The organism is Serratia liquefaciens, from assembly GCF_027594825.1.
In the GTDB taxonomy this organism is placed as follows: Bacteria; Pseudomonadota; Gammaproteobacteria; order Enterobacterales; family Enterobacteriaceae; genus Serratia; species Serratia liquefaciens_A.
Window position 1 is genome coordinate 457398 of record NZ_CP088930.1, and the last position, 25184, is coordinate 482581.

The 25184-nt window shown below is 56.8% G+C and carries 18 protein-coding genes; 11 read left to right on the plus strand and 7 right to left on the minus strand.

Annotation, left to right across the window (positions count from 1 at the left end):
• The first annotated feature begins 26 nt into the window (after positions 1-26).
• The 5 genes from rstA (at position 27) to LQ945_RS02015 (ending at position 5395) form a co-directional block, all read left to right on the plus strand.
• Entirely contained in the window at positions 27-752 is a 726-nt protein-coding gene (gene rstA / locus LQ945_RS01995; protein WP_044552954.1) for a two-component system response regulator RstA, read from the plus strand.
• Positions 749-2053, plus strand: coding sequence for a two-component system sensor histidine kinase RstB (gene rstB, locus LQ945_RS02000; RefSeq protein WP_044551487.1), 1305 nt, complete (start codon positions 749-751; stop codon positions 2051-2053). The genes rstA and rstB overlap by 4 nt, the downstream gene beginning before the upstream one ends.
• A 66-nt stretch (positions 2054-2119) precedes the next feature.
• Positions 2120-3616, plus strand: a complete 1497-nt coding sequence (locus LQ945_RS02005; protein ID WP_270102170.1) for a carboxypeptidase M32 — start codon at positions 2120-2122, stop codon at positions 3614-3616.
• Between the two features lie 349 nt (positions 3617-3965).
• Complete coding sequence (asr, locus tag LQ945_RS02010) at positions 3966-4271, plus strand: acid resistance repetitive basic protein Asr (RefSeq protein ID WP_044551492.1); 306 nt, start codon at positions 3966-3968, stop codon at positions 4269-4271.
• 302 nt (positions 4272-4573) lie between these two features.
• Positions 4574-5395 carry a trypsin-like serine peptidase gene (locus tag LQ945_RS02015; protein ID WP_270102171.1) on the plus strand — a complete coding sequence of 274 codons (822 nt, stop codon included), beginning with the start codon at positions 4574-4576 and terminating at the stop codon, positions 5393-5395.
• Positions 5396-5399: 4 nt separating this feature from the next.
• Here the strand turns inward: LQ945_RS02015 and LQ945_RS02020 are convergent, their stop codons facing one another.
• The gene (locus LQ945_RS02020; protein WP_270102172.1) at positions 5400-6215 is read right to left on the minus strand and encodes an AraC family transcriptional regulator; all 816 of its coding nucleotides are present in this window, start codon (positions 6213-6215) and stop codon (positions 5400-5402) included.
• A gap of 101 nt (positions 6216-6316) precedes the next feature.
• Here LQ945_RS02020 and LQ945_RS02025 point away from each other — a divergent pair, with 101 nt between their 5' ends.
• Positions 6317-7465, plus strand: coding sequence for an MFS transporter (locus tag LQ945_RS02025; protein WP_270102173.1), 1149 nt, complete (start codon positions 6317-6319; stop codon positions 7463-7465).
• Here the strand turns inward: LQ945_RS02025 and hrpA are convergent.
• Positions 7443-11330 carry an ATP-dependent RNA helicase HrpA gene (gene hrpA / locus LQ945_RS02030; RefSeq protein WP_270102174.1) on the minus strand — a complete coding sequence of 1296 codons (3888 nt, stop codon included), beginning with the start codon at positions 11328-11330 and terminating at the stop codon, positions 7443-7445. The two genes, LQ945_RS02025 and hrpA, sit on opposite strands and share 23 nt — an antisense overlap.
• A 269-nt stretch (positions 11331-11599) precedes the next feature.
• Between hrpA and azoR the strand changes: the two genes are divergently transcribed.
• A complete protein-coding gene (gene azoR / locus LQ945_RS02035; RefSeq protein WP_020827068.1) occupies positions 11600-12205 on the plus strand; it encodes an FMN-dependent NADH-azoreductase in 606 nt (201 codons plus the stop codon).
• A 126-nt stretch (positions 12206-12331) separates the two neighbouring features.
• Here azoR and LQ945_RS02040 read toward each other — a convergent pair whose 3' ends face one another.
• From LQ945_RS02040 to LQ945_RS02050, 3 genes are read right to left on the minus strand one after another with little or no spacing between them, the layout of a single operon-like run.
• Positions 12332-12655 (minus strand): YdbL family protein, encoded by a 324-nt coding sequence (locus LQ945_RS02040; protein ID WP_020827069.1) that lies wholly within the window; start codon positions 12653-12655, stop codon positions 12332-12334.
• Positions 12656-12663: 8 nt separating this feature from the next.
• Entirely contained in the window at positions 12664-12861 is a 198-nt protein-coding gene (locus LQ945_RS02045) for a YnbE family lipoprotein (RefSeq protein ID WP_020827070.1), read from the minus strand.
• Positions 12858-15470: a YdbH family protein gene (locus LQ945_RS02050; RefSeq protein WP_270102175.1), complete on the minus strand. Its 2613-nt coding sequence runs from the start codon at positions 15468-15470 to the stop codon at positions 12858-12860. The genes LQ945_RS02045 and LQ945_RS02050 overlap by 4 nt, the downstream gene beginning before the upstream one ends.
• A gap of 541 nt (positions 15471-16011) precedes the next feature.
• Between LQ945_RS02050 and LQ945_RS02055 the strand changes: the two genes are divergently transcribed.
• Both LQ945_RS02055 and hslJ read left to right on the plus strand, forming a co-directional pair.
• Complete coding sequence (locus LQ945_RS02055; RefSeq protein ID WP_270102176.1) at positions 16012-17004, plus strand: 2-hydroxyacid dehydrogenase; 993 nt, start codon at positions 16012-16014, stop codon at positions 17002-17004.
• A gap of 19 nt (positions 17005-17023) precedes the next feature.
• Positions 17024-17452, plus strand: coding sequence for a heat shock protein HslJ (gene hslJ, locus LQ945_RS02060; protein ID WP_270102177.1), 429 nt, complete (start codon positions 17024-17026; stop codon positions 17450-17452).
• Between the two features lie 43 nt (positions 17453-17495).
• Here hslJ and LQ945_RS02065 read toward each other — a convergent pair whose 3' ends face one another.
• Both LQ945_RS02065 and LQ945_RS02070 read right to left on the minus strand, forming a co-directional pair.
• On the minus strand, positions 17496-17756 hold the full coding sequence (locus tag LQ945_RS02065; protein ID WP_046373425.1) for a DUF333 domain-containing protein: 261 nt from the start codon (positions 17754-17756) through the stop codon (positions 17496-17498).
• A 472-nt stretch (positions 17757-18228) separates the two neighbouring features.
• The gene (locus LQ945_RS02070; protein WP_044551516.1) at positions 18229-18561 is read right to left on the minus strand and encodes an SMR family transporter; all 333 of its coding nucleotides are present in this window, start codon (positions 18559-18561) and stop codon (positions 18229-18231) included.
• Positions 18562-18809: 248 nt separating this feature from the next.
• Here LQ945_RS02070 and nifJ point away from each other — a divergent pair, with 248 nt between their 5' ends.
• On the plus strand, positions 18810-22343 hold the full coding sequence (nifJ, locus tag LQ945_RS02075) for a pyruvate:ferredoxin (flavodoxin) oxidoreductase (RefSeq protein WP_270102178.1): 3534 nt from the start codon (positions 18810-18812) through the stop codon (positions 22341-22343).
• A gap of 187 nt (positions 22344-22530) precedes the next feature.
• Positions 22531-25089, plus strand: a complete 2559-nt coding sequence (locus LQ945_RS02080) for a heavy metal translocating P-type ATPase (RefSeq protein ID WP_270102179.1) — start codon at positions 22531-22533, stop codon at positions 25087-25089.
• The last annotated feature ends 95 nt before the right edge of the window (positions 25090-25184 follow it).

Sequence of the window (25184 nt, forward strand, 5' to 3'; positions counted from 1 at the left end):
TCGTTATTCTGATAAAACCGCTGAATATGCATAAAATTGTTTTTGTTGAAGACGATCCGGAAGTCGGCAAACTGATTGCCGCCTATCTGGGCAAGCACGATATTGAAGTGCTGATCGAGCCGCGTGGCGACAGCGCACAGGCTCGCATCGAGCTGGAGCAACCGGATCTGGTGCTGCTCGACATTATGTTGCCCGGCAAGGACGGTATGACGTTATGCCGCGATCTGCGTCCGACCTTCCCTGGCCCGATCGTGCTGCTGACCTCGCTGGACAGCGACATGAACCATATCCTTTCGCTGGAAATGGGCGCCAACGATTACATCCTGAAGACCACGCCGCCGGCGGTATTGTTGGCGCGACTGCGCCTGCACCTGCGTCAGCACGGCCATCAGCCAAAGGAAGAATCAACCCAGCCGATCACCCAGCACAACGCCTTGCATTTTGGCTTGTTGTGCATCGACCCGGTTAACCGCCAGGTCACGCTGGGCGAAGAGATCATCACCCTTTCCACCTCGGATTTCGATCTGCTGTGGGAACTGGCCACCCATGCCGGTCAAATCATGGATCGCGAAGCCCTGCTGCAAAACCTGCGCGGCGTGAGTTATGACGGCCTTGACCGCAGTATCGACGTCGCGATTTCACGCCTGCGCCGCAAGCTGTACGACAATGCACTGGAGCCTTTTCGCGTCAAAACCGTGCGCAATAAAGGTTACCTGTTCGCCCCGAACGCCTGGGAGTTCGTGCAGCAATGAGAAAGCTCTTTGTGCAGTTCTTCCTGCTGCTTTTCGTTTGCTTCCTGGTGATGGCGATGCTGGTTGGCCTGGTGTACAAAGTCACCGCTGAGCGTGCCGGTCGTCAGTCGATGGATGACCTGATGAAAAGCTCGCTGTACCTGATGCGCAGCGAACTGCGGGAAATTCCGCTGAAAGACTGGAACAAAACCATCGCCACGCTGGATTTGAACCTGTCGTTTAAGCTGCACATTGAACCGCTCGGCAAACAGGATCTGAGTGAAGACCTGAAAAAGCGCCTGCGCCTTGGCGAAATTATTGCGCTCGACGATCAATACACCTTTATGCAGCGCATTCCCCGCAGCCACTATGTGTTGGTGGTGGGTCCGATCCCTTACCTGTTCTATCTGCATCAAATGCGGCTGCTGGATTTGGCGCTGCTGGTGTTTATCGGCATGTCGCTGGCGCTGCCGGTGTTTTTGTGGATGCGTCCACACTGGCAGGATTTACTGAAGCTGGAGAATGCAGCACAGCGCCTGGGTGCCGGACACCTGGATGAACGTACCCATTTCGATCCCACCTCCAGCCTGAACCGGCTAGGGGTAGCCTTTAACCAGATGGCGGATAACGTCAATACGCTGATCGCCAGCAAGAAGCAGCTCATCGATGGCATCGCCCACGAGCTGCGCACGCCGCTGGTACGGCTGCGTTATCGGCTGGCGATGAGCGATAATCTGTCCGACAGCGAGCAGCAGGCATTAAATCGCGACATCGGCCAGTTGGAGTCGCTTATCGATGAACTGCTTACCTACGCACGGTTGGATCGTCCCCAGGTGGCGCTCAATATCGAGCCGCTCGACTTGCCCAAATGGCTGGAAGACAAGGCGGATGACCTGCGCCTGATCCACCCGGAAAGAGAAATTCAACTGGATATCCCCCACGTCGGCGATTTTGGCGGCGTCGACTTGCGGCTGATGGAGCGGGTGCTGGATAACCTGGTAAACAACGCATTGCGTTACTCAGAACAGCGCCTGCGTATCGGCCTGTGGTTTGACGGCGACCAGGCCTGCTTACAGGTAGAAGACGATGGCCCGGGCATTCCTCCGGAAGAGCGTGAACGGGTATTCGAACCCTTTGTCCGCCTCGATCCGAGCCGCGATCGGGCCACCGGCGGTTGCGGCCTGGGCCTGGCCATTGTGCATTCCATTGCCGTAGCCTACCAGGGCCAGGTTTACGTAGACGCCAGTTCGCTCGGCGGTGCCAGCTTCCGTTTTTGCTGGCCAATAAAGCCCACTTTCGATTTAAAAGCAGACCCGGTGTAACCCAGTTTACGCGCGGCATAAACACGCGTAAGAGTAAGCCGGATGACAATAATATGGAGCTAAACGATGACATCTGCACATACCCCATCCTCATACGACGAGCTGCGCGCCCTGTTCACCCGCCTGTCGCGCTTCGGTCACCTTTCCGCCATTGCCGGCTGGGACATGCAAACCATGATGCCGCCGGGCGGCAGCAAGGCACGTTCGGAAGCGCTGGCTGAACTGAGCGTACTGCAACACCAAATTTTGACGGCAGAAAAAACAGGCCGTCTGTTTGAACTTGCACAGCAGGAAACCCTGGATGACATGGATCGCGCCAACCTGCTGGAAATGCGCCGCCAATATGACAATGCAGTGCTGGTGCCGGAGTCGCTGGTCGAAGCCAAGTCGCTGGCCGGTGCGCGTTGTGAACATGCCTGGCGCGCTCAGCGTCCTGCCAACGACTGGGAAGGCTTCGCGGATAACCTGCGTGAAGTGGTCAAGCTCAGCCGACAGGAAGCGCAGATCCGTGCCGAAGCGGCAGGCACCAGCCGCTACGATGCTCTGCTGAATCTGTATGAACCGGGCATGCGCAGCAGCGATATCGACCGTATTTTTGGCGATCTGAAAACCTGGTTGCCTGACCTGCTGCAGAAAGTGGTGACCAAACAGGCTCAGGAACCTTGCCTGATCCCACAGGGGCCGTTCAATGTGGAGACCCAGCGTCAACTGAGTTTAAGCGTAATGAAACTGCTCGGCTTTAATTTCGATGGCGGACGCGTGGATGTCAGCGCGCACCCGTTCTGCGGTGGCGTGCCTGAAGATGTCCGTATCACCACGCGTTATAACGACAAGGAATTCCTGACCGCTCTGCTCGGTATCGTGCATGAGACCGGTCATGCCCGCTACGAGCAAAACCTGCCGCGTGACTGGCTGGGCCAACCTGTAGCTCAGGCGCGCTCAACGGCCATCCACGAATCTCAAAGCCTGCTGTTTGAAATGCAGTTGGCGCGCGGCAGCGACTTCCTGAAGATCCTGCGCCCGTTGGTGACTCACCAATTCGGCGAGCAGCCGGCGCTGGAAGAAGCTAACTTTATCCGTCTGAATCAGCGTGTAAAACCCGGCCTGATCCGCGTAGATGCTGACGAAGTGAGCTACCCGGCGCACGTGATCCTGCGTTATGAGATCGAGAAAGCCCTGGTCGAGGGCGAGATCGAGGTGGAAGACATTCCGGCCCTGTGGAATGAGAAAATGAAGGGTTACCTCGGCCTGGATACCGTCGGCAATTACCGTAACGGCTGCATGCAGGACATTCACTGGACTGACGGTGCCTTCGGTTACTTCCCGACTTACACTCTGGGCGCCATGTATGCCGCGCAGCTGTTCCACAGCGCACGTGAAGCAATGCCATCGTTGAGCAGCGACATTGCCGAAGGTAACCTGAATCCGCTGTTCCACTGGCTGAAGCAGAATATCTGGCGTCACGGCAGCCGCTTCCCTACCGATACGCTGATCGCTAACGCGACCGGCGAAACGCTTAACCCGGCGTATTTCCGCAAGCATTTGGAAAACCGCTACCTGTAATCCTTCCCCCAGGCACGATGTCCCGTGCCTGGGCATTTTCCCCCTGTTCCGCCAGCATGATTCCATAGCGCACTCTCCCCCCTACGGCTCCTTAGCCGCAGAGAGCGGGTCGGCAACCCCTTATATGTATGTTGTAACTAAAACGCCAGATTCAGTGCCTATTGGGCACCCCCTCTATACAACACGCTTACCGCTCGCCGGCGCTTACATCTCCCTTTTCTGCGGGTTCGTACATTAGGTTACACGCCGAAACCAATCACTCACGGAAAGCATTCTGGCGTTTGCCTACTATCTTTACACCGGCCCCGCAGTGGGCTCGATACATGATGAGTCATTTGAGGAATCTACAATGAAAAAAGTATTAGCTCTGGTTGTTGCCGCTGCAATGGGTCTGTCTTCTGTTGCCTTCGCTGCTGACGCTGCCACCACAACGGCAGCCCCGGCGGCGACGGCCACCACCACCACTGCAGCACCGGCTAAAACCACTCACGTGAAAAAACACCACGCGAAGAAGGCGCCAGTACAAAAAGCGCAGGCGGCGAAAAAGCACCACAAAGCCACCGGCAAAAAAGCCCCGGCTCAGAAGGCCCAGGCCGCCAAGAAACACCACAAAAAAGCCAGCCATAAAAAAGCCACCAGCACGCCAGCGGCATAACCGCAATCTGAAGTGAGGCTCCCCTCACCAGTCCAGGCTTGAGTTGTCCAACACCCGGTTCGCCGGGTGTTTTTTCATCGGGGGTTCTCATCATGCTGCGTCGCTACCTATTTGAAATCATTTTGGCCAGCCTGATCCTTTGCGGGCTCATTGCCGCCTTTTTTTATCTGTAGCCGCTCAGCCCCTCGGGATAAGAAATTATTGAAAAATCAATCACTGCCCATCCACACTGCGACTAAATCAGTCTATAGTTACCATTCAGTGTGTTTATGGATGACCCGTCATTTCCAGGCAAGAAACCTATGCGCATAACCCTTTTGCTGTTGCTGTGCTCATTCCCGCTCGCACTCTCCCTCTCAGCAAGGGCCGACAGCCCTTCCGATGCCTCGCTCGCTGAGCAAACACGCCTGTTTTTTGGCAAAGATGAACGTATCAAGGTCACCGAAACCGACGGCTGGCCGTGGCAGGCGATTGGCCAGGTAGAAACCGCCAGCGGTAATTTGTGCACCGCCACGCTGATCTCTCCTCATCTGGCTCTCACCGCCGGTCACTGCGTGTTGGCACCACCGGGCCAATTGGACAAGGCGATCGCACTGCGTTTTGTGGCCGGCAACAAAAGTTGGCAATACCAGACCGATAATATCGAGACGCTGGTTGACCGCAAGCTGGGCAAAAAGCTCAAGGCCGACGGCGACGGCTGGATCGTACCGCCCGCAGCCGCGGCGTATGACTTTGCCCTGATCCGCCTGAAAGATAAAAAGCCTCTGCCGATTAAGCCGCTGCCGCTGTGGCAAGGCGACAGCAAGGCTCTGACTCAGGCGCTGAAACAGGCCAAACGGCTGATTACCCAGGCCGGGTATCCAGGAGATCACCTCGACGATCTCTACAGCCATCAAAACTGTAAAGTGACGGGTTGGGCGCAACAAGGCGTGCTGTCGCATCAATGCGATACCCTGCCCGGCGACAGCGGCTCGCCGTTATTGCTGAAAACCTCCGCCGGCTGGAAGCTCATCGCCATTCAAAGCTCCGCACCGGCAGCCAAAGATCGCTACCGTGCCGATAACCGCGCATTGGCGGTGACCGGTATCCGCGATGCGCTGGACGCACTGGCCTCCGGGAAATAAGCGGTTATGAGCCGGCGTGGGCTGCTGCGCCGGTTTCGCTTACGACGTTTCCTGCCATAAAGCCCTTGGGCGTGGTGCCGGTGAACTGTCGGAAGAACGCGATAAAAGCGCTGTCGCTGGAAAAACCCAAACGCTGTGCCACGGTGCTGACCCTGGGCATTTCCGCCAGCAGTTCAATCGCCCGCATCAGCCGCCATTGTTGGCTCCACTGCTGATAGCTCAACCCGCTCTCGCGCTGAAAAATGCGCGTCAGCGTTTTGGCATGCAAGTTCAATTCCTGTGCCAGTACGCTCAACCCCGGCAGTTCGTCCCGCCTGTCAAGGTTCTCCAACCAGCGAGCCAAACGAACATCCCTGGGCAGTAGCAGGCCGGTACTCTCTAGCCGTGCCGCATTCAGTTCGTTGATCAGCACCGGCACCAGATCGCGCGCTGCCCGACACTCGATAGCCTGATTAAACGGCCAATAAGCGATACGTTCAATCACCGCTGCCAGCAAGGGATTAACCGCCAATACCGCGCACTCTTGCAGCTTGACGGGCGCCAATTCAGGCTCCAGATAGAGTGAGCGATAGGCCACCTGGCCATGCAGCTGTACCCGATGCCTGATCCCGCCAGGGATCCACAAACAGCGCGTTGGCGGTAAAATCAGCCAACGATCGCTGAGTGTCACCGTCATGCACCCACGCGACGAATAGAGCAACTGCGCACGCCGATGCCGGTGCTCTTTAGAGTCATGATTGGCCAGCTCGGCGGCAATCCCCAGCACCGGTGCAGGCCAGCTATCCGGTTCGAAAACATCCTGTTGGGCTATCAAGGCCATGAGTTGTCCTTTTTTTGTTATTTTTTGTCCTGATGATTGTAATTGAACACTTTGGCTTTCCCTATACTGGCGCGATTATTCATTGTTAAAGGTCAATTCCCATGTCGCGCCTTCCTCTGCCATTGATGGTCGCCAGCATAATGACGCCACAGGTGCTAGAAACCCTCTATAGCCCAGCGCTCACCGCGATCCGCGCCGATTTCAACGTCAGTGCCGCCCAGGCCAGCCAGACGCTGTCGATCTATTTCTTCGCTTTTGCCTTCGGCGTCGCTTTCTGGGGGGTAATGTGCGATCGGCTTGGTCGCAGAGTGACCATGTTGGCAGGGCTGGCACTGTATCTGGGCGGCGCGGTTGTGGCGTTACTGAGCTCGCATTTCACGCTGCTGTTGGCCGCTCGCGCCACCATAGCCTTCGGTGCTGCGGTCGGCTCTATCGTCACGCAAACCATGCTGCGCGACGTGTATCAAGGGCATGCTCTGGGGAAAGTGTTCGCCACCCTCGGCATTGCCCTGTCGATCAGTCCGGTGCTGGGGATGTTGGCGGGGGGAATATTAGTCAGTTGGGGCGGCAGTATGGCGATATTCATTGGCCAGGGGATGCTGGCATTGGCCCTGCTGATTTGGTGCTGGTACGCTCTGCCGGAAACGCAGCCGCCGGGCTGCGCAATACCAGCCTCTATGGCAAGCAGTGGCTGGATTATCCTGCGCGACCGGCATATCTGGTGTAGCGCCTTATTGGTGGCAGGTTTTAATATCATGGTGTTCAGCTACTTCAGCCTGGCGCCGTTCCTGTTCGAACGGCTGGGACTGAGCAGCCGACAGTTTGGCTACTCTGGCGTTGCCCTGGCGCTGGGCAGCCTGCTTGGCGCGTTAGTGAATCGCCACCTGTTGGCCAGGAATATCGGCGCAGAGCGTCAAATCCTGCTGGGTAGCCTACTGGCGTGCGGTGCGGCGCTGGCATTAGGTTACTGGCAGCACAGCATAATAATGTTGCTGCCCTGCATGCTGATCACCCTGGCCTTCGGCCTGGCGATCCCCAACGTATTGAGTCAGGCCCTGAACCGCTACCGGCAGCGACTGGGCACCGCCGGCGCGATTTTTGGCCTGCTCTACTACCTGCTGATTGGCGCCGGGCTTTCTGTGGCCGCCGTCGGGCAAAATCTGCCCGCAACGCTGCTGGCGTGCAGCCTGCTGTGTCTGGTCTGCGCAGGCGGCCTGTTCGCGTTGCCTAGCCCGAAAGCTGCTCGATAGTCTGCAAGATGCGCTTGTCCGAGATGGGGTAAGGCGTGCCAAGTTGTTGAGCGAACAGGCTGACGCGCAGTTCTTCGATCATCCAACGCACCTCTTTCACCTCTTCATCCTGCTGTCGCTTCGGCGGCAGTTTGTTCAGCCACTGTTGCCAGGCCTGTTGCACCTGCTCCACCCGCAGCATCTGCGCACGGTCACGATGCGGGTCGGTCGCCAGCTTCTCCAGACGGCGCTCAATCGCCTGCAGATAGCGCAACGTATCCGACAGGCGCTTCCAGCCGTTGTTGGTGACAAAACCGCGATAAACCAGGCCGCCGAGCTGGGTTTTGATATCCGACAGCGCCAGCGCCAGGGAGATGTCCACCCGGCCTTTCAGCCGTTTATTGATGTTGAACACCGCCGTCAGGATCTGTTCGACCTGTTTGGCTACGCCTACCACCGTTTCGTTTAGCTCGGCGCGCACCCTTTCCTGCAGGCGGGCAAAATCCTCTTCCTGCCACACCGGTCCGCCGTACTCGGCAATCAGCTTATCGATGCCGCACGAGATGCAGTCGTCGATCAAGTCCAGCACTCTGCCATAAGGGTTAAAGTACAACCCCAGCTTGGCTTTGTTAGGCAGTTTTTCATGCAGATACTTGATGGGCGATGGAATGTTCAGCAACAGCAGGCGGCGCGTTCCCTGCCACATCGCCTGTTGCTGTTCCTGCTCGCTGTCGAACAAACGGATCGCCACGCTGTCTTTTTCATCCACCAGCGCCGGATACGCCTTCATCGAATAGCCACCGCGTTTCTGCTCATAAAACTCCGGCAATTTGCCGAAGCTCCAGATATGCAGATTGCTTTGCTCCAGCCCATCGTCCGCCACCGCGGACAGGGTTTCCTGCACCTTGTCTTTCAGTTGCAGCTTCAGCGCGGTCAGGTTTTTACCTTCCAGCAGGGTTTTGTGTTTTTCCCCCACCACCCGGAAAGTCATTTTAAGGTGATCGGGCACCTGTTCCCACTGCCAGTCATCTCGTGACACCGTCACGCCAGTCATGCGACGCAGCTCGCGCTCCAGCGCATCCAGCAGCGGCAATTCCAGCGCAGTGACCCGCCCCAGAAAAGCCTCGGCATAGTTCGGCGCCGGTACAAAGTTGCGACGAACCGGTTTGGGCAGCGACTTGATCAGGGCGATCACCAACTCACGGCGAATGCCCGGAATTTGCCACTCAAAACCCCGATCCTCAACCTGATTAAGGATCGGCAGAGGAATATGCACCGTCACGCCGTCGGCGTCGGTACCTGGCTCAAACTGGTAGGTCAGGCGCAGCTTGAGGTTGCCCTGATGCCAGGTATTCGGATAGTCCAGCGCGCTGACCTTATTGGCACCGTCCTTGATCAGCATCTCTTTTTCAAAGCTGAGCAGGTCCGCGTTCTGTTTAGCGGCGTTTTTCCACCAGTGGTCAAAATGACGCCCGGAGATCACCTCGCTCGGGATGCGCTGATCGTAGAAACTGAACAGGGTTTCGTCATCGACCAAAATGTCACGGCGGCGCGACTTATGCTCGAGTTCTTCCACTTCCGCACGCAGCTTCAGGTTGGCACTGAAAAACGCATGGCGCGTCTGCCAGTCGCCTTCCACCAGCGCATGGCGGATAAACAGTTCCCGGCACAGCAGCGGGTCGATAGTGCTGTAATTAACCTGTCGCGCAGCGACGATGGGCAACCCGAACAGCGTCACTTTTTCGGTGGCCATCACCGCCCCCTGGGATTTGGACCAATGGGGTTCGCTGTAGCTGTGCTTCACCAGGTGCTGGGCCAACGGCTCAATCCACTCCGGTTCGATACGTGCGGCAATACGTCCCCACAGGCGGCTTGTTTCCACCAGTTCGGCCACCATGGTCCATTTCGGCGGCTTCTTGAACAGACCTGAACCTGGGAAAATAGAGAATCTTGCGTTGCGGGCGCCCGTGTACTCTTGCTTATCAGCATCTTTCTGGCCGATATGCGACAGCAAACCGGTCAATAACGCGGTGTGTACGCTGCGGTAATCGGAAGGCTCGCTGTTGACCGGCAGCCCCAGCTCTTTCACCACCTGACGCAGCTGGGTGTAAATATCCTGCCATTCACGCACCCGCAAATAATTAAGGAAATCATTGCGGCACAGCCGACGGAACTGACTGGAGGAGTGCTCTTTCTGCTGCTCTTTCAGCCAGTCCCACAGGTTGACGTAAGCCAGGAAATCCGAATCTTTGTCGGCAAAGCGTCGGTGTTTCTCGTCCGAGGCCTGCTGCTTGTCCATTGGCCGTTCGCGCGGATCCTGTATCGACAGCGCAGCGGTGATGATCATCACTTCACGCACGCTGCCGCTTTTCTGTGCTTCCAACACCATGCGCGCTAACCGCGGGTCGATCGGCAACTGCGCCAATTGACGCCCCTGAGGCGTGAGCTGGTAGTGGCCATTTTCCGCCGTTTTAATCGCGCCCAGCTCTTCGAGCAGGCGCACGCCATCGAGAATATTGCGCTTGTCCGGCGCCTCTACGAACGGGAAAGCGGCGATATCCCCTAACCCGAGCGAAGTCATCTGCAAAATAACCGACGCCAGGTTGGTGCGCAGGATCTCCGGATCGGTAAACTCCGGACGCGACAGGAAGTCCTGTTCCGAATACAACCGAATGCAAATACCGTCGGAAACGCGCCCGCAGCGGCCCTTACGCTGGTTGGCGGAGGCCTGTGACACCGGCTCGATCGGCAGGCGTTGCACCTTGGTACGGAAACTGTAACGGCTGATACGCGCGGTACCGGGATCAATCACGTACTTGATGCCGGGTACGGTCAGTGAGGTCTCCGCCACGTTGGTCGCCAGCACGATGCGCCGCCCGTGATGCGACTGGAACACCCGGTTCTGTTCGCTGTTCGACAACCGGGCATACAGCGGCAGGACCTCGGTATGCGGCAAATTAAGGCGGTTCAGCGCGTCGGCGGTATCGCGAATTTCGCGCTCACCGCTCATAAAGATCAGGATATCCCCCGGACCTTCGCGCCCCAGCTCATCCACCGCATCGAAAATCGCCTGCAGCTGATCGCGGTCGGTGTCGTCGGCGTCGTCCACTACCGGGCGATAACGCACCTCGACCGGATAAGTACGGCCGGAGACTTCGATAATCGGCGCGTTATTGAAATGGCGCGAAAAACGCTGCGGATCGATAGTCGCCGAGGTGATGATGACTTTGAGATCCGGGCGCTTTGGCAGCAGTTCTCGCAGGTAACCCAGGATAAAGTCAATGTTCAGGCTGCGTTCATGCGCCTCATCGATAATCAGCGTGTCATACTGCATCAGCAGCCGGTCCTGCTGGATTTCCGCCAGCAGGATCCCGTCGGTCATCAGCTTGACCAGGGTATTTTCCCCGACCTGATCGTTGAAGCGCACCTTATAACCCACGCTGCCGCCCAGCGGCGTTTCCAACTCGTCGGCAATGCGGTTGGCTACGGTACGCGCCGCCAGGCGTCGAGGTTGGGTATGGCCGATCAGCCCTTTTACCCCACGCCCCAGCTCCAGGCAGATCTTCGGCAACTGGGTGGTTTTCCCCGAGCCGGTTTCACCGGCGACAATCACCACCTGGTGGTCGCGAATGGCCTGCAAAATATCCTGTTTTTTCTGACTGACCGGCAGGTTTTCCGGATAGGTGACTTTCGGACAGGACGCGGCGCGCGACTGCACTTTTTGCAACGCTGCCGTTATGTCACTTTCCAGCTCGGCGGCGACCGCCAACTGAGCATCGGGATTTTTGATTTTTCGTGCGCCCTGCAGCCGACGTTGCAGACGTTGTTGGTCACGGAGCATCAGCTCGCCCAGTTGGGCAGACAATGCCGCGAGCGGAGATTTCACGTTCGGTATTCCTTGTTTCATCGCTGCTGCATCAAGCTTTAGCAACGGTTTGGTAATGGGTTAGCGAGTTTTCAGCTTTAAGTGCGCAGAATAACATAAGCCCCTTTTTCCCCATAATCCCGCCGCTTATGTCGCGGCAGCTTATTCAATAAAATCGAACAAAGGTCTCGAAATATTGCGCTATCACTGCTGAAAAAATGTGAATAGAGTGTACTGCATGCAAAGGACGCGTTGTCCTGATGTCACTGTCATAACGTAAGGAATTACCGATGAGCAAAGTATTGGTTCTTAAATCAAGCATCCTGGCGGGCTACTCGCAGTCTAACCAACTGGCAGATTTCTTCGTTGAGCAGTGGGCAAAGGCTCATGGCAACGACACCATCACCGTGCGTGACCTGGCTGCACAGCCAATCCCGGTATTGGACGGTGAACTGGTTGGCGCCCTGCGTCCTTCCGACACTCCGCTGACCCCGCGTCAAACCGAAGCTCTGGCGTTGTCCGACGAGCTGATCGCCGAACTGCAAGCCAATGACACCATCGTTATGGCGGCCCCGATGTACAACTTCAACATTCCAACCCAGTTGAAGAACTATTTCGACCTGATTGCCCGTGCCGGCGTCACCTTCCGCTACACCGAAAACGGTCCGGAAGGCCTGGTGAAAGGTAAGCGTGCCATCATTCTGACCAGCCGCGGCGGCATCCATAAAGGCACCCCGACTGACCTGGTTGAACCTTACCTGCGTCTGTTCCTGGGCTTTATCGGTATCACCGACGTCGAGTTCGTGTTCGCTGAAGGTATCGCCTACGGCCCGGACGTTGCCACCAAAGCGCAGGCCGATGCCAAAGCCACGCTGGCACAGGTTGTTGCCGCCTGATGCCGGTGCAGGGGTGTGATGCCCCTGCAAAACTTCAACAGAACAAGCCAAATCCTGTCAAACCCGCTCTACCCTCATAAAAATCCAATGTTATATCGCTATTGCGCGCCCCAGGGCGCGCTTTTTTTATTTCTTCAACCATTGGCCATTGATGCCACGTACGTATTCCCCCGCAGGGGCACGCGCGACCAGTTTTTGCCCGGCCATGCGAGCCACATCGTCGATGGCGATATGATTGCTATCCGCCACCTGTTGGTATTTCTCGGTGCGCCCGGCATTGATATTTTTCACCAGCGACAGCGTTTCGGCGTCCTGCTTCACCGGCGCAATATAGCCGTTGAGCGTTTCACCGACGCGCCCCTGTTGCTTGGCCTCATCCAGCGTCAGCGCCATTGCCATGCTGCTGAACAGCCAGGCGGCGCCAATCAAGCCTAAATAACGTTTTTTCATGTTGGCTCCTAGAACAGACCGCTTTTGTCTTTCAGCAGATTCTCGACGTCTTTATCCACTTTGATGTGAATTTCATGTTCGATCTTGACGTTCATATTGATGGTGATCGGATCTTTAGGCGTGGCGACCTCGATGCGTGGCACGCAGCCGCTCAGCATTGAGGTGCCGAGCACGGCGGCCAGCAATGGCCCGCTGATGATTTTCATGGTTGTTCCCCAGGTTTGGTGAGGGCCTGTTCCAGCCACTCCTGTAAATTGTCGCCAAAGCGCAGGCTGCGCCAAAGCTGAAACACGTTTTCCTGATGGCTATAGTTCAGGATAACCTCTCGTTTAGCGCTTTTTTGCGGATTAACCCCGTCAATTCGCGCCTTCAGCGTCAGTTCACCGAGGTTGTCGAGATCGACTCTGGCCTTGGAGCGGTTAATTTCCATATAGCGCAGCCAATCTATCGCGGCGCCGGTCGCCATATTATTACTGCCGATGGCATCGGCCATGTCCTTGTCCAGGCGCAGCGTCAACATGCCGGCGTTGGCAATCCAACCGTTGCGGACCAGCCATTTAGGATGATTCAGGAACAACGGCAATTCGCCGTCGACCCGCCCTGACATGGCAAACTGTTTTGGCTTCAGCGCGGTAAACAAGGCGCTGAGATCCACCTTATCCAGCTTCAATACGGCGGCGTCATGCTGCGGCATGCGCAGCGCGGACAGGCTGATGTGCCCGTTCAAAGCGTCCATACCCACGTTGCTCAGCGTCAACGGCGCCGGTTCGCTGTAGGGATAGGCACCCTGAAGATCGGCGGTGATATTCTGCATTTCAAACAGGTTGCGAAAAGACTTGATGCGCAGCGTCACTGGCTGCCTGGCGCCAAGCTGCCACACATGATTTTTCAGGCGGTAAGACAGGACAAAATCCAGGCCGCTCATCTCACCGTCTTTCAGCCACATGCCGCCATTTTTCACCACCCAGTGACCACCGGCCTCGAAGCCTTGCACCCTGGCGGCAGAGAACGCCGATTGCGCATAGAATTCACCGTCACGCAGTTTGATATTGAGATCCGGCGAGATCAGCGGTTGGAACACTTTCAACGACTGTTTCGGCCACCAGCCCTCTCCGCGCAAGCGCTCGCCGTCCCAACGGCCACGTAACGCTATCGGCCCTATCTGTTCCGCCTGCAACTTGCCCTGCAGTTGGAAATTATCCGGCGTTGTGCCCTTCATCTGAAGCGCCAACACCGGTGCCGGCAGGTAACCACCGTTGGTAAAGCTGACCTTGCCCGAAACCAGTTGCAGTTCGCCATTGAACGCCGGGGTTTTCTCGTCCCGTTGCCAACGCAACGGCTGGCTGAGGCTGAGACGTGGCGCATCCACCGTCACCATGCTGTATTTTAATTGATCAAACCCGGTGGAGAGGCGATCGAGGATCAGCGTGCTGTCCTGCCAGCTGCCGCTGCCCGCTACGTCCCAGGCGGCCTGCAGTGGCGGCAGTTGCCCCTTGCCCCAGTAGCGCCATTGCCAGTTGCCGTGATCCGGCCAAAAATCTTGCGCTTTGCCATCCAGATGCAGCTTAAAACGGCCCCAGTAGCTGTCGCTGGCGTTGATTATGGCCTGCAACCGACCGGTAATGCCTGCGGCGGTGACCTTCACCCCGGCCAACGGCAAACGCGCTTCTTCGAGCTTCATTTCCGGTGAGACATTGCCCCACAGGCGCAGCAGTGAACCTGATTGCAGAACCAGCGTCGGGTTAAGAATGGTGCCGCTGACGATACCGGGAAGGGAGGCGGTCATAGAAAAATCAGCCAGATTGGCCTGGCCGGTCAGTTGGAAACGCAGATCGCTGTCGGTCAGCCCGACCTTACCCGGCCCCAGCGTCAGTACCGCGTTACCTTTACCATTGTGGCCGTCGGTGATGACATTCAACCGGGCGCTGATTTGCGTCTCATCAAAGCCTTTGCTCCAGTCGTGGAGCGCAATACTCAGCCCTCCGTTCAGCGGTTGCTGGCTATAAGGCCAACGCCATTCGCCCTGGCTGATGCTGACCTGCTGCGGGTTGATTTCCCAGGGCAGCGTCGCCAGCGGTTTATCTTCGCCCTTTTCCGTCAGCGTCAGCACCCCTTGCTGTTGTTGCCAGCACATATCCAACAATAAGGGTTTTTCCAGGTAACCGGTCTGTATTTCACCCTGCAACGCCCCTTGTGCCGGGATGCTGTCCAGATCGAGCGGAATGGCTATCTTGCCGCTCAGATGCAGTGGCTGCGGACTGTTGGGCGCAGTGAGCGTCAGGCTGTTCAGCGTTAATTGCTGCTGTGGATCCAACTGGGCTTCGAGGTGAATATTCGGCCCCTGATATTGCAGACGCTGACCTTCCGCGGAGGCATGTATTTGTAATTCACCAGCATAGTACTGCCAAGGCACCAGAGAAAAGTCTTTGATGTTAACGTCCAGCAGCGGCAATTGTTTTTGTAATTGATCCAGCGCCAGTGGCGCACTGTTGGCGTCACCGGCGGGCAATTTTGATAAGCAGGCGGTATCGATATTCAGCTTGTCGCTGATCAACTGCCAGCGCCCTTGCCGATAGGCCAATCGGGTCGGTCCGACGTCGGCAAGCAAACAATCCTGCGCCAGAAAACGCGCGCCGTCCAAGCGCAATGCCCCTTCTCGCCATTGTGGCTTGCCTTGCAAAACCAACTGACTCCCCTGTGGCAGCCAATGAGAGAGCACACGCGGCAACCAGCGCGGCAGAGTTTGCCACAGCACCAGCAGCAAGATCACGGTACTGACCACAATCCCTATGAATACTTTCAATCGCTTAGTCATTAAATGATTGCTTCATTCCTGAGTTAGGCTGCTTACCCTGGCCAGAGGCCGTTTTAAGTAAGTCTATGCCTGAATTGGCAATAATGATGGCATGAATTTGACATAGGGTGAAGCCAACGCCGACGAAGATGCCCCGTTTCGGCGCATTTGCAGCCGTTGATAGGGATACTGTAAATTTTAGTTACATATTCATCACATGAATGCGAACTGTTTCGGACTTTTGTTATTGTCGTTACCTTTGATAATTAATAGTCTTGCAAGCATTCTAACAAAAGTCAGCTGCTAGCTAACTATACTAGAGAAGCCATTCCCCACACCCCCGTGGGGATTTTTTTGCCTGGAACCCAACCTATCTCTCTTCTTACGCACTTCACTTTTCAGCAACTCCGTGCCGAATATTCAACCTGTTGTAACGTTGCCAACTACCCTTAATCAATAAACGCCAACTGCCGCCGTTCAACGCGAGTCAAACAGGCTAACCAATTGTAGAATTTACTAAAAACTGTTAAATTGATCACAAAATCACGCGGGAGAAACCACGATGAAATTGGCGATATACAGCACCAAACAGTATGACCGTAAATATCTCGAACTGGTGAATCAGCAGTTTGGTTACGAGCTGGAGTTCTTCGACTTCCTGCTCAGTAAAAAAACTGCCAAAAACGCCGCCGGCTGCAAAGCCATCTGCATCTTCGTCAACGACGACGGCAGCCGTGAAGTGCTCGAAGAACTGGCGGCGTTGGGGGTCGAAATTTTGGCGCTGCGTTGCGCCGGCTTCAATAATGTCGATTTGGACGCCGCTAAAGAACTGGGCATCAAGGTAGTACGCGTACCGGCCTACTCGCCGGAAGCGGTCGCTGAACATGCCGTGGGCATGATGATGTGCCTCAATCGTCGTATTCACCGAGCCTATCAACGCACCCGCGACGCCAATTTCTCGCTTGAGGGTTTGATCGGTTTCAATATGCATAACCGCACCGCCGGGGTGATTGGCACCGGTAAGATCGGCGTAGCCACCATGCGCATCCTGAAAGGCTTCGGCATGAAGATTCTGGCCTATGACCCGTACCCAAGCGAACAAGCATTGGAGCTGGGCGCAGAATATGTCGATCTGAAAACGCTGTACGCGCAGTCTGACGTTATTACCCTGCACTGCCCGCTGACGCCGGAAAACCACCACCTGTTGAACACCGACGCTTTTGCGGCGATGAAAGACGGCGTAATGATCATCAACACCAGCCGTGGCGGTTTGATTGATTCATCGGCAGCGATTGATGCCCTGAAACAACAAAAAATCGGCGCCCTGGGGATGGACGTGTATGAGAATGAACGCGACCTGTTCTTCGAAGATAAATCCAATGACGTGATTCAGGACGATATCTTCCGTCGCCTGTCCGCCTGCCACAACGTGCTATTCACCGGTCATCAGGCCTTCCTGACCGAAGAGGCACTGACCAGCATCTCGGAAACCACGTTGCAGAACGTCAACCAACTGGATCGCGGTGAGTCCTGCCCTAATCAGCTCAATGCCTGATTTGTCCCAAGGAGGGCCGATGAAAAAGTTCATGTTGGCGGCGTTAATACCGCTGCTGTTAGCCGGGTGTGAAATGAGTCAAAACGGGAAGACGGTGACGGAAAGCGACCTGTTGCATCATAACTTTATTTTGCAAAGCGTCGACGGCGTAGCGGTAAAACCGGGCCGTGGCAACGGACCCAATATAGAGTTCGGTGAGACCCTGCACGTTTCCGGTGCCATGTGTAACCGTTTCTTCGGCAGTGGCCAATTGCAGGACGGCGTGCTGACGGTAAAAGGTCTGGCCTCAACACGTATGCTGTGCGCCGACCCGCAACTCAATCAGTGGGATCGGGTGATTGGCGACGTGCTGGGCAAAGGGGTAAAAGTTACCCTCAGCGCTCAGCAATTAACGCTGAGCGGCGACGACCATACCCTGGTATATATACTGCGCGATTGGGTGCAGTGATCCCTGTGCACCAGGCTGCCCGGCGGCCTGGTGTTGTTCTCCGTTAGCCGGCGCTCGCGCAGGCTCCCCGGCCCAGCGTCGATTCTTCGCACTGTTTGCCATTGGGCATCTGGCACATTCTGATCGCCTCGCCGTTTAAATTGTGGGTCACGGTAGTGACGCCGCCAACGATGGCACAGTTCGCACTGGTCTGTAAGTTATTGATTCTTGCGCTGTTAGCCTGCTGGACTGGTTCTTCGTTATTGCTGCTGCAGGCGGCCAAAAGCAGTACGGTGCCGGCCAGCAACCCTTTTAATATTGTCATTAATCCACTCCTGAACCCGAAACTACGCTGTGTAAAATCGCCATTGCCGATAACTCGCATCACTTTATTGCGGACACGTTAGGTTATCTTTGATGCAAACCTGTTTAATCTAGCCTGATATATTAATAATGAAAATATATTCCTGCAATTATTTGCCGTTTATTTGAACAGCGACGAAATTATTATGGTTACTGGATTTTTCCGCTCTCCCCGCTGAGCAAACATCGAGTATCCCTTGCGCGACCTGAGCAAGAGGCAGCCACTGCAGGGGCAAAGCGACATTTTAGGAGAGACTGACGATTTGAGGCATGCCGAAAGGCACGAAAAGACGGTGTCAAAATGGCGCATTTCTGGCCATTGAAGGGAAGATCTTAATCTGAGGGTAATCTATTATTTTCTGTTATTTATTAATAAGCTTTTTCGCCAGCACCACTGAATGTCGCGCTGGCGATTGATTCGGTTTAAATAAGGATCAGTGCGCTGCGGTTTTCGACAGTAAATTAATCACCAATACGCCGGCAATAATTAAGCCCATCCCCAGTACGGCTGGCCAATCCAGCTTTTGTTGATAAACAAATACCGCGGCAATTGACACCAGAACAATGCCCATGCCCGACCAGATGGCGTAAACAATGCCCAGCGGCATGGTTTTCACCACCATCGACAGCCCCCAGAAAGCCACGCCATAGCCGACCACCACCACCAGCGACGGCCACAAGCGAGTGAAACCCTCAGAGGCTTTCAGCATGGTGGTGGCGATCACTTCCGCGACTATCGCCATGGTCAAATACATAAATCCGCTCATCGTTTTTTCTTCTGTAAGTTCACCTGTTCACCAGTATGACGCGCCGGAAATAAATTGTCGTTAAACAACGATGACAATTTTTCTTCAAGGCCATTAAAAGTCGTGAAATATCCCCTCGTCGCGTTTTTTGTCGATTTATCATCCGCCACACAAACGCGATAAAGGGCCAATATATCCCTCTGCTAGACTTTGTTAATTACTGCGAGAGGTGACTTTCGCAGCTTTTTGAGCAATGAAAGGTAAAGTTGATGATTACTACAGATGGTAATAATGCAGTCGCTTCCGTCGCCTATCGCGCCAGCGAAGTGATTGCCATCTACCCAATCACCCCCAGTTCGACCATGGCGGAACAGGCGGATGCCTGGTCCGGCGACGGCCGTCAGAATATCTGGGGCGACGTGCCGCGAGTGGTGGAAATGCAGTCGGAAGGCGGTGCGATCGCCACGGTACACGGCGCATTGCAAACCGGTGCGCTGTCGACCTCGTTTACCTCATCGCAGGGCCTGCTGCTGATGATCCCGACGTTGTACAAACTGGCCGGAGAACTGACGCCGTTTGTGCTGCATGTCGCTGCGCGCACCATCGCTACCCATGCGCTGTCGATTTTTGGCGACCATTCCGACGTGATGGCCGTACGCCAAACCGGCTGCGCCATGCTCTGCGCCAGTAACGTGCAGGAGGCGCAGGATTTTGCGCTGATTTCCCAAACGGCCAGTCTCAACAGCCGACTGCCGTTTATTCACTTTTTTGATGGTTTCCGCACGTCGCATGAAATCAACAAAATCGTGCCACTGAGCGACGATACCCTGCGCCAGATGCTGCCTCAGGACGCGATTGATGCGCACCGCAGCCGCGCATTGTCGCCGGATCATCCCGTGGTGCGGGGCACCTCCGCCAACCCGGACACCTATTTCCAATCGCGCGAAGCCACCAATCCCTGGTACAACGCGACCTGCCAGCATGTGATCGACGCGATGGACAAGTTTGCCCAGATCACCGGCCGTGCGTATCAGCCTTTCGAATACTACGGCCATCCACAGGCCGAACGCGTGGTGATCCTGATGGGGTCCGCCATCGGCACCTGCGAAGAAGCAATCGACGCCCTGCTGACCCGTGGTGAAAAAGTCGGCGTGCTGAAAGTGCGGCTGTTTCGGCCGTTTTCTGCGCACCACCTGCTCAGCGTGTTGCCGGAAAGCGCGAAAAAAATCGCCGTACTGGACCGCACCAAAGAGCCCGGAGCACTGGCGGAGCCGCTGTATCTGGACGTGATGACCGCATTGGCTGAAGCGTTCAGCCGGGGTGAACGCGCCCATATGCCGATGGTGATCGGCGGCCGTTATGGGCTCTCCTCGAAAGAGTTTGGCCCTGACTGCGCGTTGGCCGTGTTTAACGAACTGGCTCTGGATCGCCCGCGTCCGCGCTTTACCGTCGGTATTTTCGACGATGTGACCGGTCTTTCCCTGCCGCTCAGTGAAGAAACCCTACCGCAGCGCGCGTCGCTGGAGGCGTTGTTCTACGGTCTTGGCAGTGACGGCTCCGTTTCCGCCACCAAGAACAACATCAAAATCATCGGCAACAGTACGTCAATGTATGCCCAGGGCTATTTCGTTTATGACTCGAAAAAGGCCGGAGGCCTGACGGTATCCCACCTGCGCGTCAGCGAACAGCCCATCAACTCGGCCTATCTGGTCAGTCGCGCCGACTTTGTCGGCTGCCACCAGCTGCAGTTTATCGATACTTACCAGATGGCGGAACGCCTGAAACCCGGCGGCATTTTCCTGCTCAATACCCCCTATGGTGCCGAAGAGGCCTGGTCGCGGCTGCCGCAGGAAGTGCAAGCCGTATTGCAGCAACGTCAGGCGCGTTTTTATATCATCAACGCGGCGAAACTGGCGCGTGAATGCCGACTCGGTGCGCGTATCAACACCGTGATGCAGATGGCGTTTTTCCATCTGACCCAAATTTTGCCGGGCGACGTGGCACTCCAGCAATTGCGGGATGCTATCGAACGCAGCTACAGCAACAAAGGCCAGGATATTGTTGAGCGCAACTGGCAGGCGCTGGCCGCCACGCTTGACGCGCTGATTGAAATCCCCCTGCAGCCGGTTAACGAAAGCAGCCCAATGCGACCGCCGATTGTCTCGGATGCCGCGCCTGACTTTGTCAAAACCGTCACCGCCGCGATGCTGGCAGGACTGGGGGATGCGTTGCCGGTGTCAGCCTTCCCGCCGGACGGTACCTGGCCGGTAGGCACCACCCAGTGGGAAAAACGCAATATCGCCGAGGACATCCCCATTTGGCAGCCGGATCTGTGCACCCAGTGCAACCATTGCGTTGCCGCCTGCCCGCACTCCGCCATCCGCGCCAAAGTGGTTCAGCCGCAGGCCATGGAACAGGCCCCTGTCTCGCTGCAATCACTGGATGTGAAAGCGCGCGACATGCGCGGTCAGAAATACGTGCTGCAAGTCGCGCCGGAAGACTGTACCGGCTGTAATTTATGCGTTGAAGTCTGCCCGGCAAAAGATCGCCAGAACCCAGACATCAAGGCGATTAACATGGCATCGCGCCTTGAGCACCTGACCGAAGAAAAAGCACATTACGACTTCTTCCTGCAGTTGCCGGAAATTGATCCCTCGCAGATCGAACGGATCGACATCCGTACCTCGCAGTTGATTTCGCCGCTGTTCGAATACTCCGGCGCCTGTTCCGGCTGTGGCGAAACGCCGTACATCAAGCTGCTGACCCAGCTTTATGGCGATCGGTTGCTGATTGCCAACGCCACCGGCTGTTCGTCCATTTACGGCGGCAATCTGCCGACTACGCCGTATACCACCAATGCCGAAGGCCGCGGTCCAGCCTGGGCCAACTCGCTGTTCGAGGACAATGCGGAGTTCGGTCTGGGCTTCCGCTTGACGGTCGATCAGCACCGCAGCCGCGTACTGCGTTTGCTGAACACCCTGGCGCCGCAGCTACCGGCCCAGTTGGTCAAAGCTCTGCAGATGACCGACATCGCACCGGAGCCGCGTCGCCAGCAGATTAAGGAACTGCGCGGCCTGCTGGCGCAGATTGAAGGCCACGACGCACGTCAGTTAGCGACCGATGCCGATTACCTGGTGGATAAATCCATCTGGCTGATTGGTGGCGACGGTTGGGCTTACGATATCGGGTTCGGCGGGTTGGATCACGTTCTCAGTCTGACCGAAAACGTCAACGTGCTGGTGTTGGACACTCAGTGTTACTCCAACACCGGCGGCCAGCAGTCGAAGGCCACTCCGCTGGGCGCGGTGACCAAGTTCGGCGAACACGGCAAGCGCAAGGCACGTAAGGATCTGGGCGTCAGCATGATGATGTACGGCCACGTTTACGTGGCGCAAATCTCGCTGGGCGCGCAGCTTAATCAGACGGTGAAAGCCATTCAGGAAGCCGAAGCCTATCCGGGCCCGTCACTGATCATTGCCTATAGCCCCTGTGAAGAACACGGTTACGATCTGGCACTCAGTCACGACCAGATGAAGCAGTTGACCGCGACCGGATTCTGGCCGCTGTACCGCTTCGATCCACGCCGTGCCGATGAGGGTAAACCGGCGCTGGCGCTGGATTCCCGGCCACCAAACAGCAATCTGACCGATACGTTGCTGAAAGAACAGCGCTTCCGCCGCCTGAACTCACAGCAGCCGGAAGTCGCCAGCGCGCTGTATCAGGCCGCAGAGAAAGAGCTGAAGGAGAAGTACGACTTCCTCAGCCTGCTGGCCGGCAAGGGGGAAACCTCCTCCGCCGAGTAAACCCCATGGGGCGTGACCGGTTCGCGCCCCGCTTTCCCTTCTTTTTGTCGCTGCATTGTTTTCTTCGCGCCATACCAGAAAAATGCCGTACCCAAGTCTCGTAAAACAAATCCCTCACAGGCCTTGACCTTCCCACAGTGGGAAGCTTTAAGCTTTTCGATATCCGAAACAGCAAAGGGGTAGTTCAATGACTTCCGTCTCTGTGCAACAAGGTTCCAATTCAACTTCGTCTGCCACACATCTTAGCCTGCCGGTCGAAGGCATGACCTGTGCTTCCTGCGTTGGGCGCGTCGAACGTGCGCTTAAAGCGGTTCCCGGCGTCCAGACGGCCGCGGTCAATCTGGCCACCGAACGCGCCGATATCACCTTCAGCAGCCAGGCCGATCCACAGGCGGCCGTTCGCGCCATCGAAAGCGCCGGTTATGCCGTTCGTGAAGAGACCACCGAACTCGGCATCGAAGAGATGACTTGCGCATCCTGTGTCGGTCGGGTTGAGAAAGCGCTCAGGCAAATTCCGGGCGTGATCGAAGCGAATGTCAACCTGGCGACCGAACGTGCCCGGGTGCGTCATAGCACCGGGATCGTCACCACGGCCATGCTTGAAACCGCCGTAGAACAAGCCGGTTATAAGGCCCGCCGTTTGTCCGCAGCAACGGCCAGTGCGGACGATCGGGACAATGAACGACGCGAAAGCGAAGCGCGTGGGCTGCGTCGCTCTTTACTGATTGCCGCCCTGCTCACCTTGCCAGTCTTCGTCCTTGAGATGGGTTCGCATCTGATCCCTGCAATGCACCATTGGGTATTGGGGGTTCTGGGTGAACAGCGAAATGGTTATCTGCAGTTCGCGCTCACCACGCTGGTGCTGTTTGGGCCAGGTCTGCGCTTCTTCCGCAAGGGCGTTCCGGCTTTGCTGCGTGGCGCCCCTGACATGAACTCGCTGGTTTCCGTCGGTACCGCGGCGGCTTATGGTTATTCGGTGGTAGCCACTTTCATTCCCGAAGTGCTGCCGCAAGGTACCGCCAACATCTATTTCGAAGCGGCCGCGGTGATCGTTACCTTGATCCTGCTGGGACGCACGCTGGAGGCTCGCGCCAAGGGGCGAACCTCTCAGGCGATAAAACGGTTGGTTGGGCTGCAGGCCAAAACGGCGCGCGTCGAGCGTAACGGCGAAACCCTGGAAATCCCGCTCGATCAGGTGACCACCGGTGACGTCGTGTTCGTTCGTCCTGGCGAGAAGATCCCGGTGGACGGCCAGGTCGTCGAGGGGGCCTCTTATGTGGATGAAAGCATGATCACCGGCGAACCGGTGCCAGTGTCGAAAGGTATAGGTGCCGAAGTGGTCGGCGGTACCATCAACAAAACCGGGGCATTCAGCTTTCGCGTCACCAAAGTCGGGGCCAATACGGTACTCGCGCAGATTATCCGCTTGGTCGAGGAAGCCCAGGGGTCGAAACTGCCGATCCAGGCACTGGTCGATAAAGTGACTTTGTGGTTCGTCCCGGCGGTGATGGCGGCGGCGGCGCTGACCTTCCTGATCTGGCTGCTGTTCGGGCCAACGCCGGCGCTGACCTTCGCGCTGGTGAATGCGGTCGCCGTGCTTATTATCGCCTGCCCGTGCGCCATGGGGCTGGCGACACCGACCTCGATAATGGTCGGCACCGGTCGCGCCGCCGAGCTTGGGGTGCTGTTCCGTAAAGGGGAAGCCTTGCAGGCACTGCGAGATGTCAGCGTTATCGCGCTGGACAAAACCGGTACGCTGACCAAAGGACGCCCAGAGCTGACCGATCTGGTGCCCGCCGAGGGCTTCGACTATGACGAGGTTCTGGCGTTGGTTGCCGCCGTGGAAACTCGCTCCGAGCACCCCATCGCCGAAGCCATCGTCGCCGCCGCAAAACAGCGCGACATCGAGATCGCCGCGATTGAAGCCTTCGATGCCACGCCTGGTTTCGGCGTCTCGGCCAAGGTCAGCGGCCGAACCGTCTCCGTCGGGGCCGACCGCTTTATGACACAGCTCGGCCTAGACGTGACCAGTTTCCTGCCAACCGCGCAGCGTCTCGGTGAGCAAGGCAAGAGCCCGCTTTATGCCGCGATAGACGGCCGTTTGGCCGCGGTGATCGCCGTTGCCGACCCGATTAAGGACACCACGCCTGAGGCAATCAAGGCCCTGCATGCGTTAGGGCTTAAAGTCGCGATGATCACCGGCGATAACGCAGCAACGGCGTCGGCAATCGCCCGGCAGCTTGACATCGATGAAGTCGCGGCTGAGGTATTGCCCGACGGTAAGGTGGCGGCGCTGAAGCAGTTCCGTAGCCAGGGTGCGCGGGTCGCTTTCGTGGGGGACGGTATCAACGACGCCCCGGCGCTGGCCGAAGCCGATGTTGGACTGGCAATAGGCACGGGCACCGATGTGGCGATCGAGGCGGCTGACGTGGTGTTGATGTCCGGGGACCTGCGTGGCGTGGCAAATGCCATCGCGCTCAGCCAGGCAACGATCCGCAACATCAAGCAAAACCTGTTCTGGGCCTTTGCCTACAACGCGGTGCTGATCCCGGTTGCAGCGGGCATGCTTTACCCGATAAACGGCACCTTGCTTTCACCGATCTTCGCCGCTGCGGCGATGGCACTCTCCAGCGTCTTCGTGCTCGGCAACGCACTCCGTCTCAAGCGTTTCCAGGCACCGATGGGGGGCGAATCCCATCCGGCCAAGCTGGAAAACAACAGGAGCCAAGCTACACAGCAAAACTAAAGAGTCGCCCGGATGCCCTCACGGCACTGCGCGAAGCTGGCTATCCGCTAAGCGTCCACACCTCAGTACATGAGGCGTAAAATCAATCAATGCTC

Bases quoted from the DNA above. Each gene is read 5' to 3' on its own strand.
- LQ945_RS02015 (WP_270102171.1), top strand. From the start codon at position 4,574: ATGCGCATAACCCTTTTGCTGTTGCTGTGCTCATTCCCGCTCGCACTC.
- LQ945_RS02055 (WP_270102176.1), top strand. From the start codon at position 16,012: ATGAAATTGGCGATATACAGCACCAAACAGTATGACCGTAAATATCTC.
- LQ945_RS02040 (WP_020827069.1), bottom strand. From the start codon at position 12,655: ATGAAAAAACGTTATTTAGGCTTGATTGGCGCCGCCTGGCTGTTCAGC.
- LQ945_RS02020 (WP_270102172.1), bottom strand. From the start codon at position 6,215: ATGGCCTTGATAGCCCAACAGGATGTTTTCGAACCGGATAGCTGGCCT.
- LQ945_RS02005 (WP_270102170.1), top strand. From the start codon at position 2,120: ATGACATCTGCACATACCCCATCCTCATACGACGAGCTGCGCGCCCTG.
- LQ945_RS02065 (WP_046373425.1), bottom strand. From the start codon at position 17,756: ATGACAATATTAAAAGGGTTGCTGGCCGGCACCGTACTGCTTTTGGCC.
- azoR (WP_020827068.1), top strand. From the start codon at position 11,600: ATGAGCAAAGTATTGGTTCTTAAATCAAGCATCCTGGCGGGCTACTCG.
- nifJ (WP_270102178.1), top strand. From the start codon at position 18,810: ATGATTACTACAGATGGTAATAATGCAGTCGCTTCCGTCGCCTATCGC.
- rstB (WP_044551487.1), top strand. From the start codon at position 749: ATGAGAAAGCTCTTTGTGCAGTTCTTCCTGCTGCTTTTCGTTTGCTTC.
- LQ945_RS02025 (WP_270102173.1), top strand. From the start codon at position 6,317: ATGTCGCGCCTTCCTCTGCCATTGATGGTCGCCAGCATAATGACGCCA.
- hslJ (WP_270102177.1), top strand. From the start codon at position 17,024: ATGAAAAAGTTCATGTTGGCGGCGTTAATACCGCTGCTGTTAGCCGGG.
- LQ945_RS02050 (WP_270102175.1), bottom strand. From the start codon at position 15,470: ATGACTAAGCGATTGAAAGTATTCATAGGGATTGTGGTCAGTACCGTG.
- LQ945_RS02045 (WP_020827070.1), bottom strand. From the start codon at position 12,861: ATGAAAATCATCAGCGGGCCATTGCTGGCCGCCGTGCTCGGCACCTCA.
- rstA (WP_044552954.1), top strand. From the start codon at position 27: ATGCATAAAATTGTTTTTGTTGAAGACGATCCGGAAGTCGGCAAACTG.
- LQ945_RS02070 (WP_044551516.1), bottom strand. From the start codon at position 18,561: ATGAGCGGATTTATGTATTTGACCATGGCGATAGTCGCGGAAGTGATC.
- asr (WP_044551492.1), top strand. From the start codon at position 3,966: ATGAAAAAAGTATTAGCTCTGGTTGTTGCCGCTGCAATGGGTCTGTCT.
- LQ945_RS02080 (WP_270102179.1), top strand. From the start codon at position 22,531: ATGACTTCCGTCTCTGTGCAACAAGGTTCCAATTCAACTTCGTCTGCC.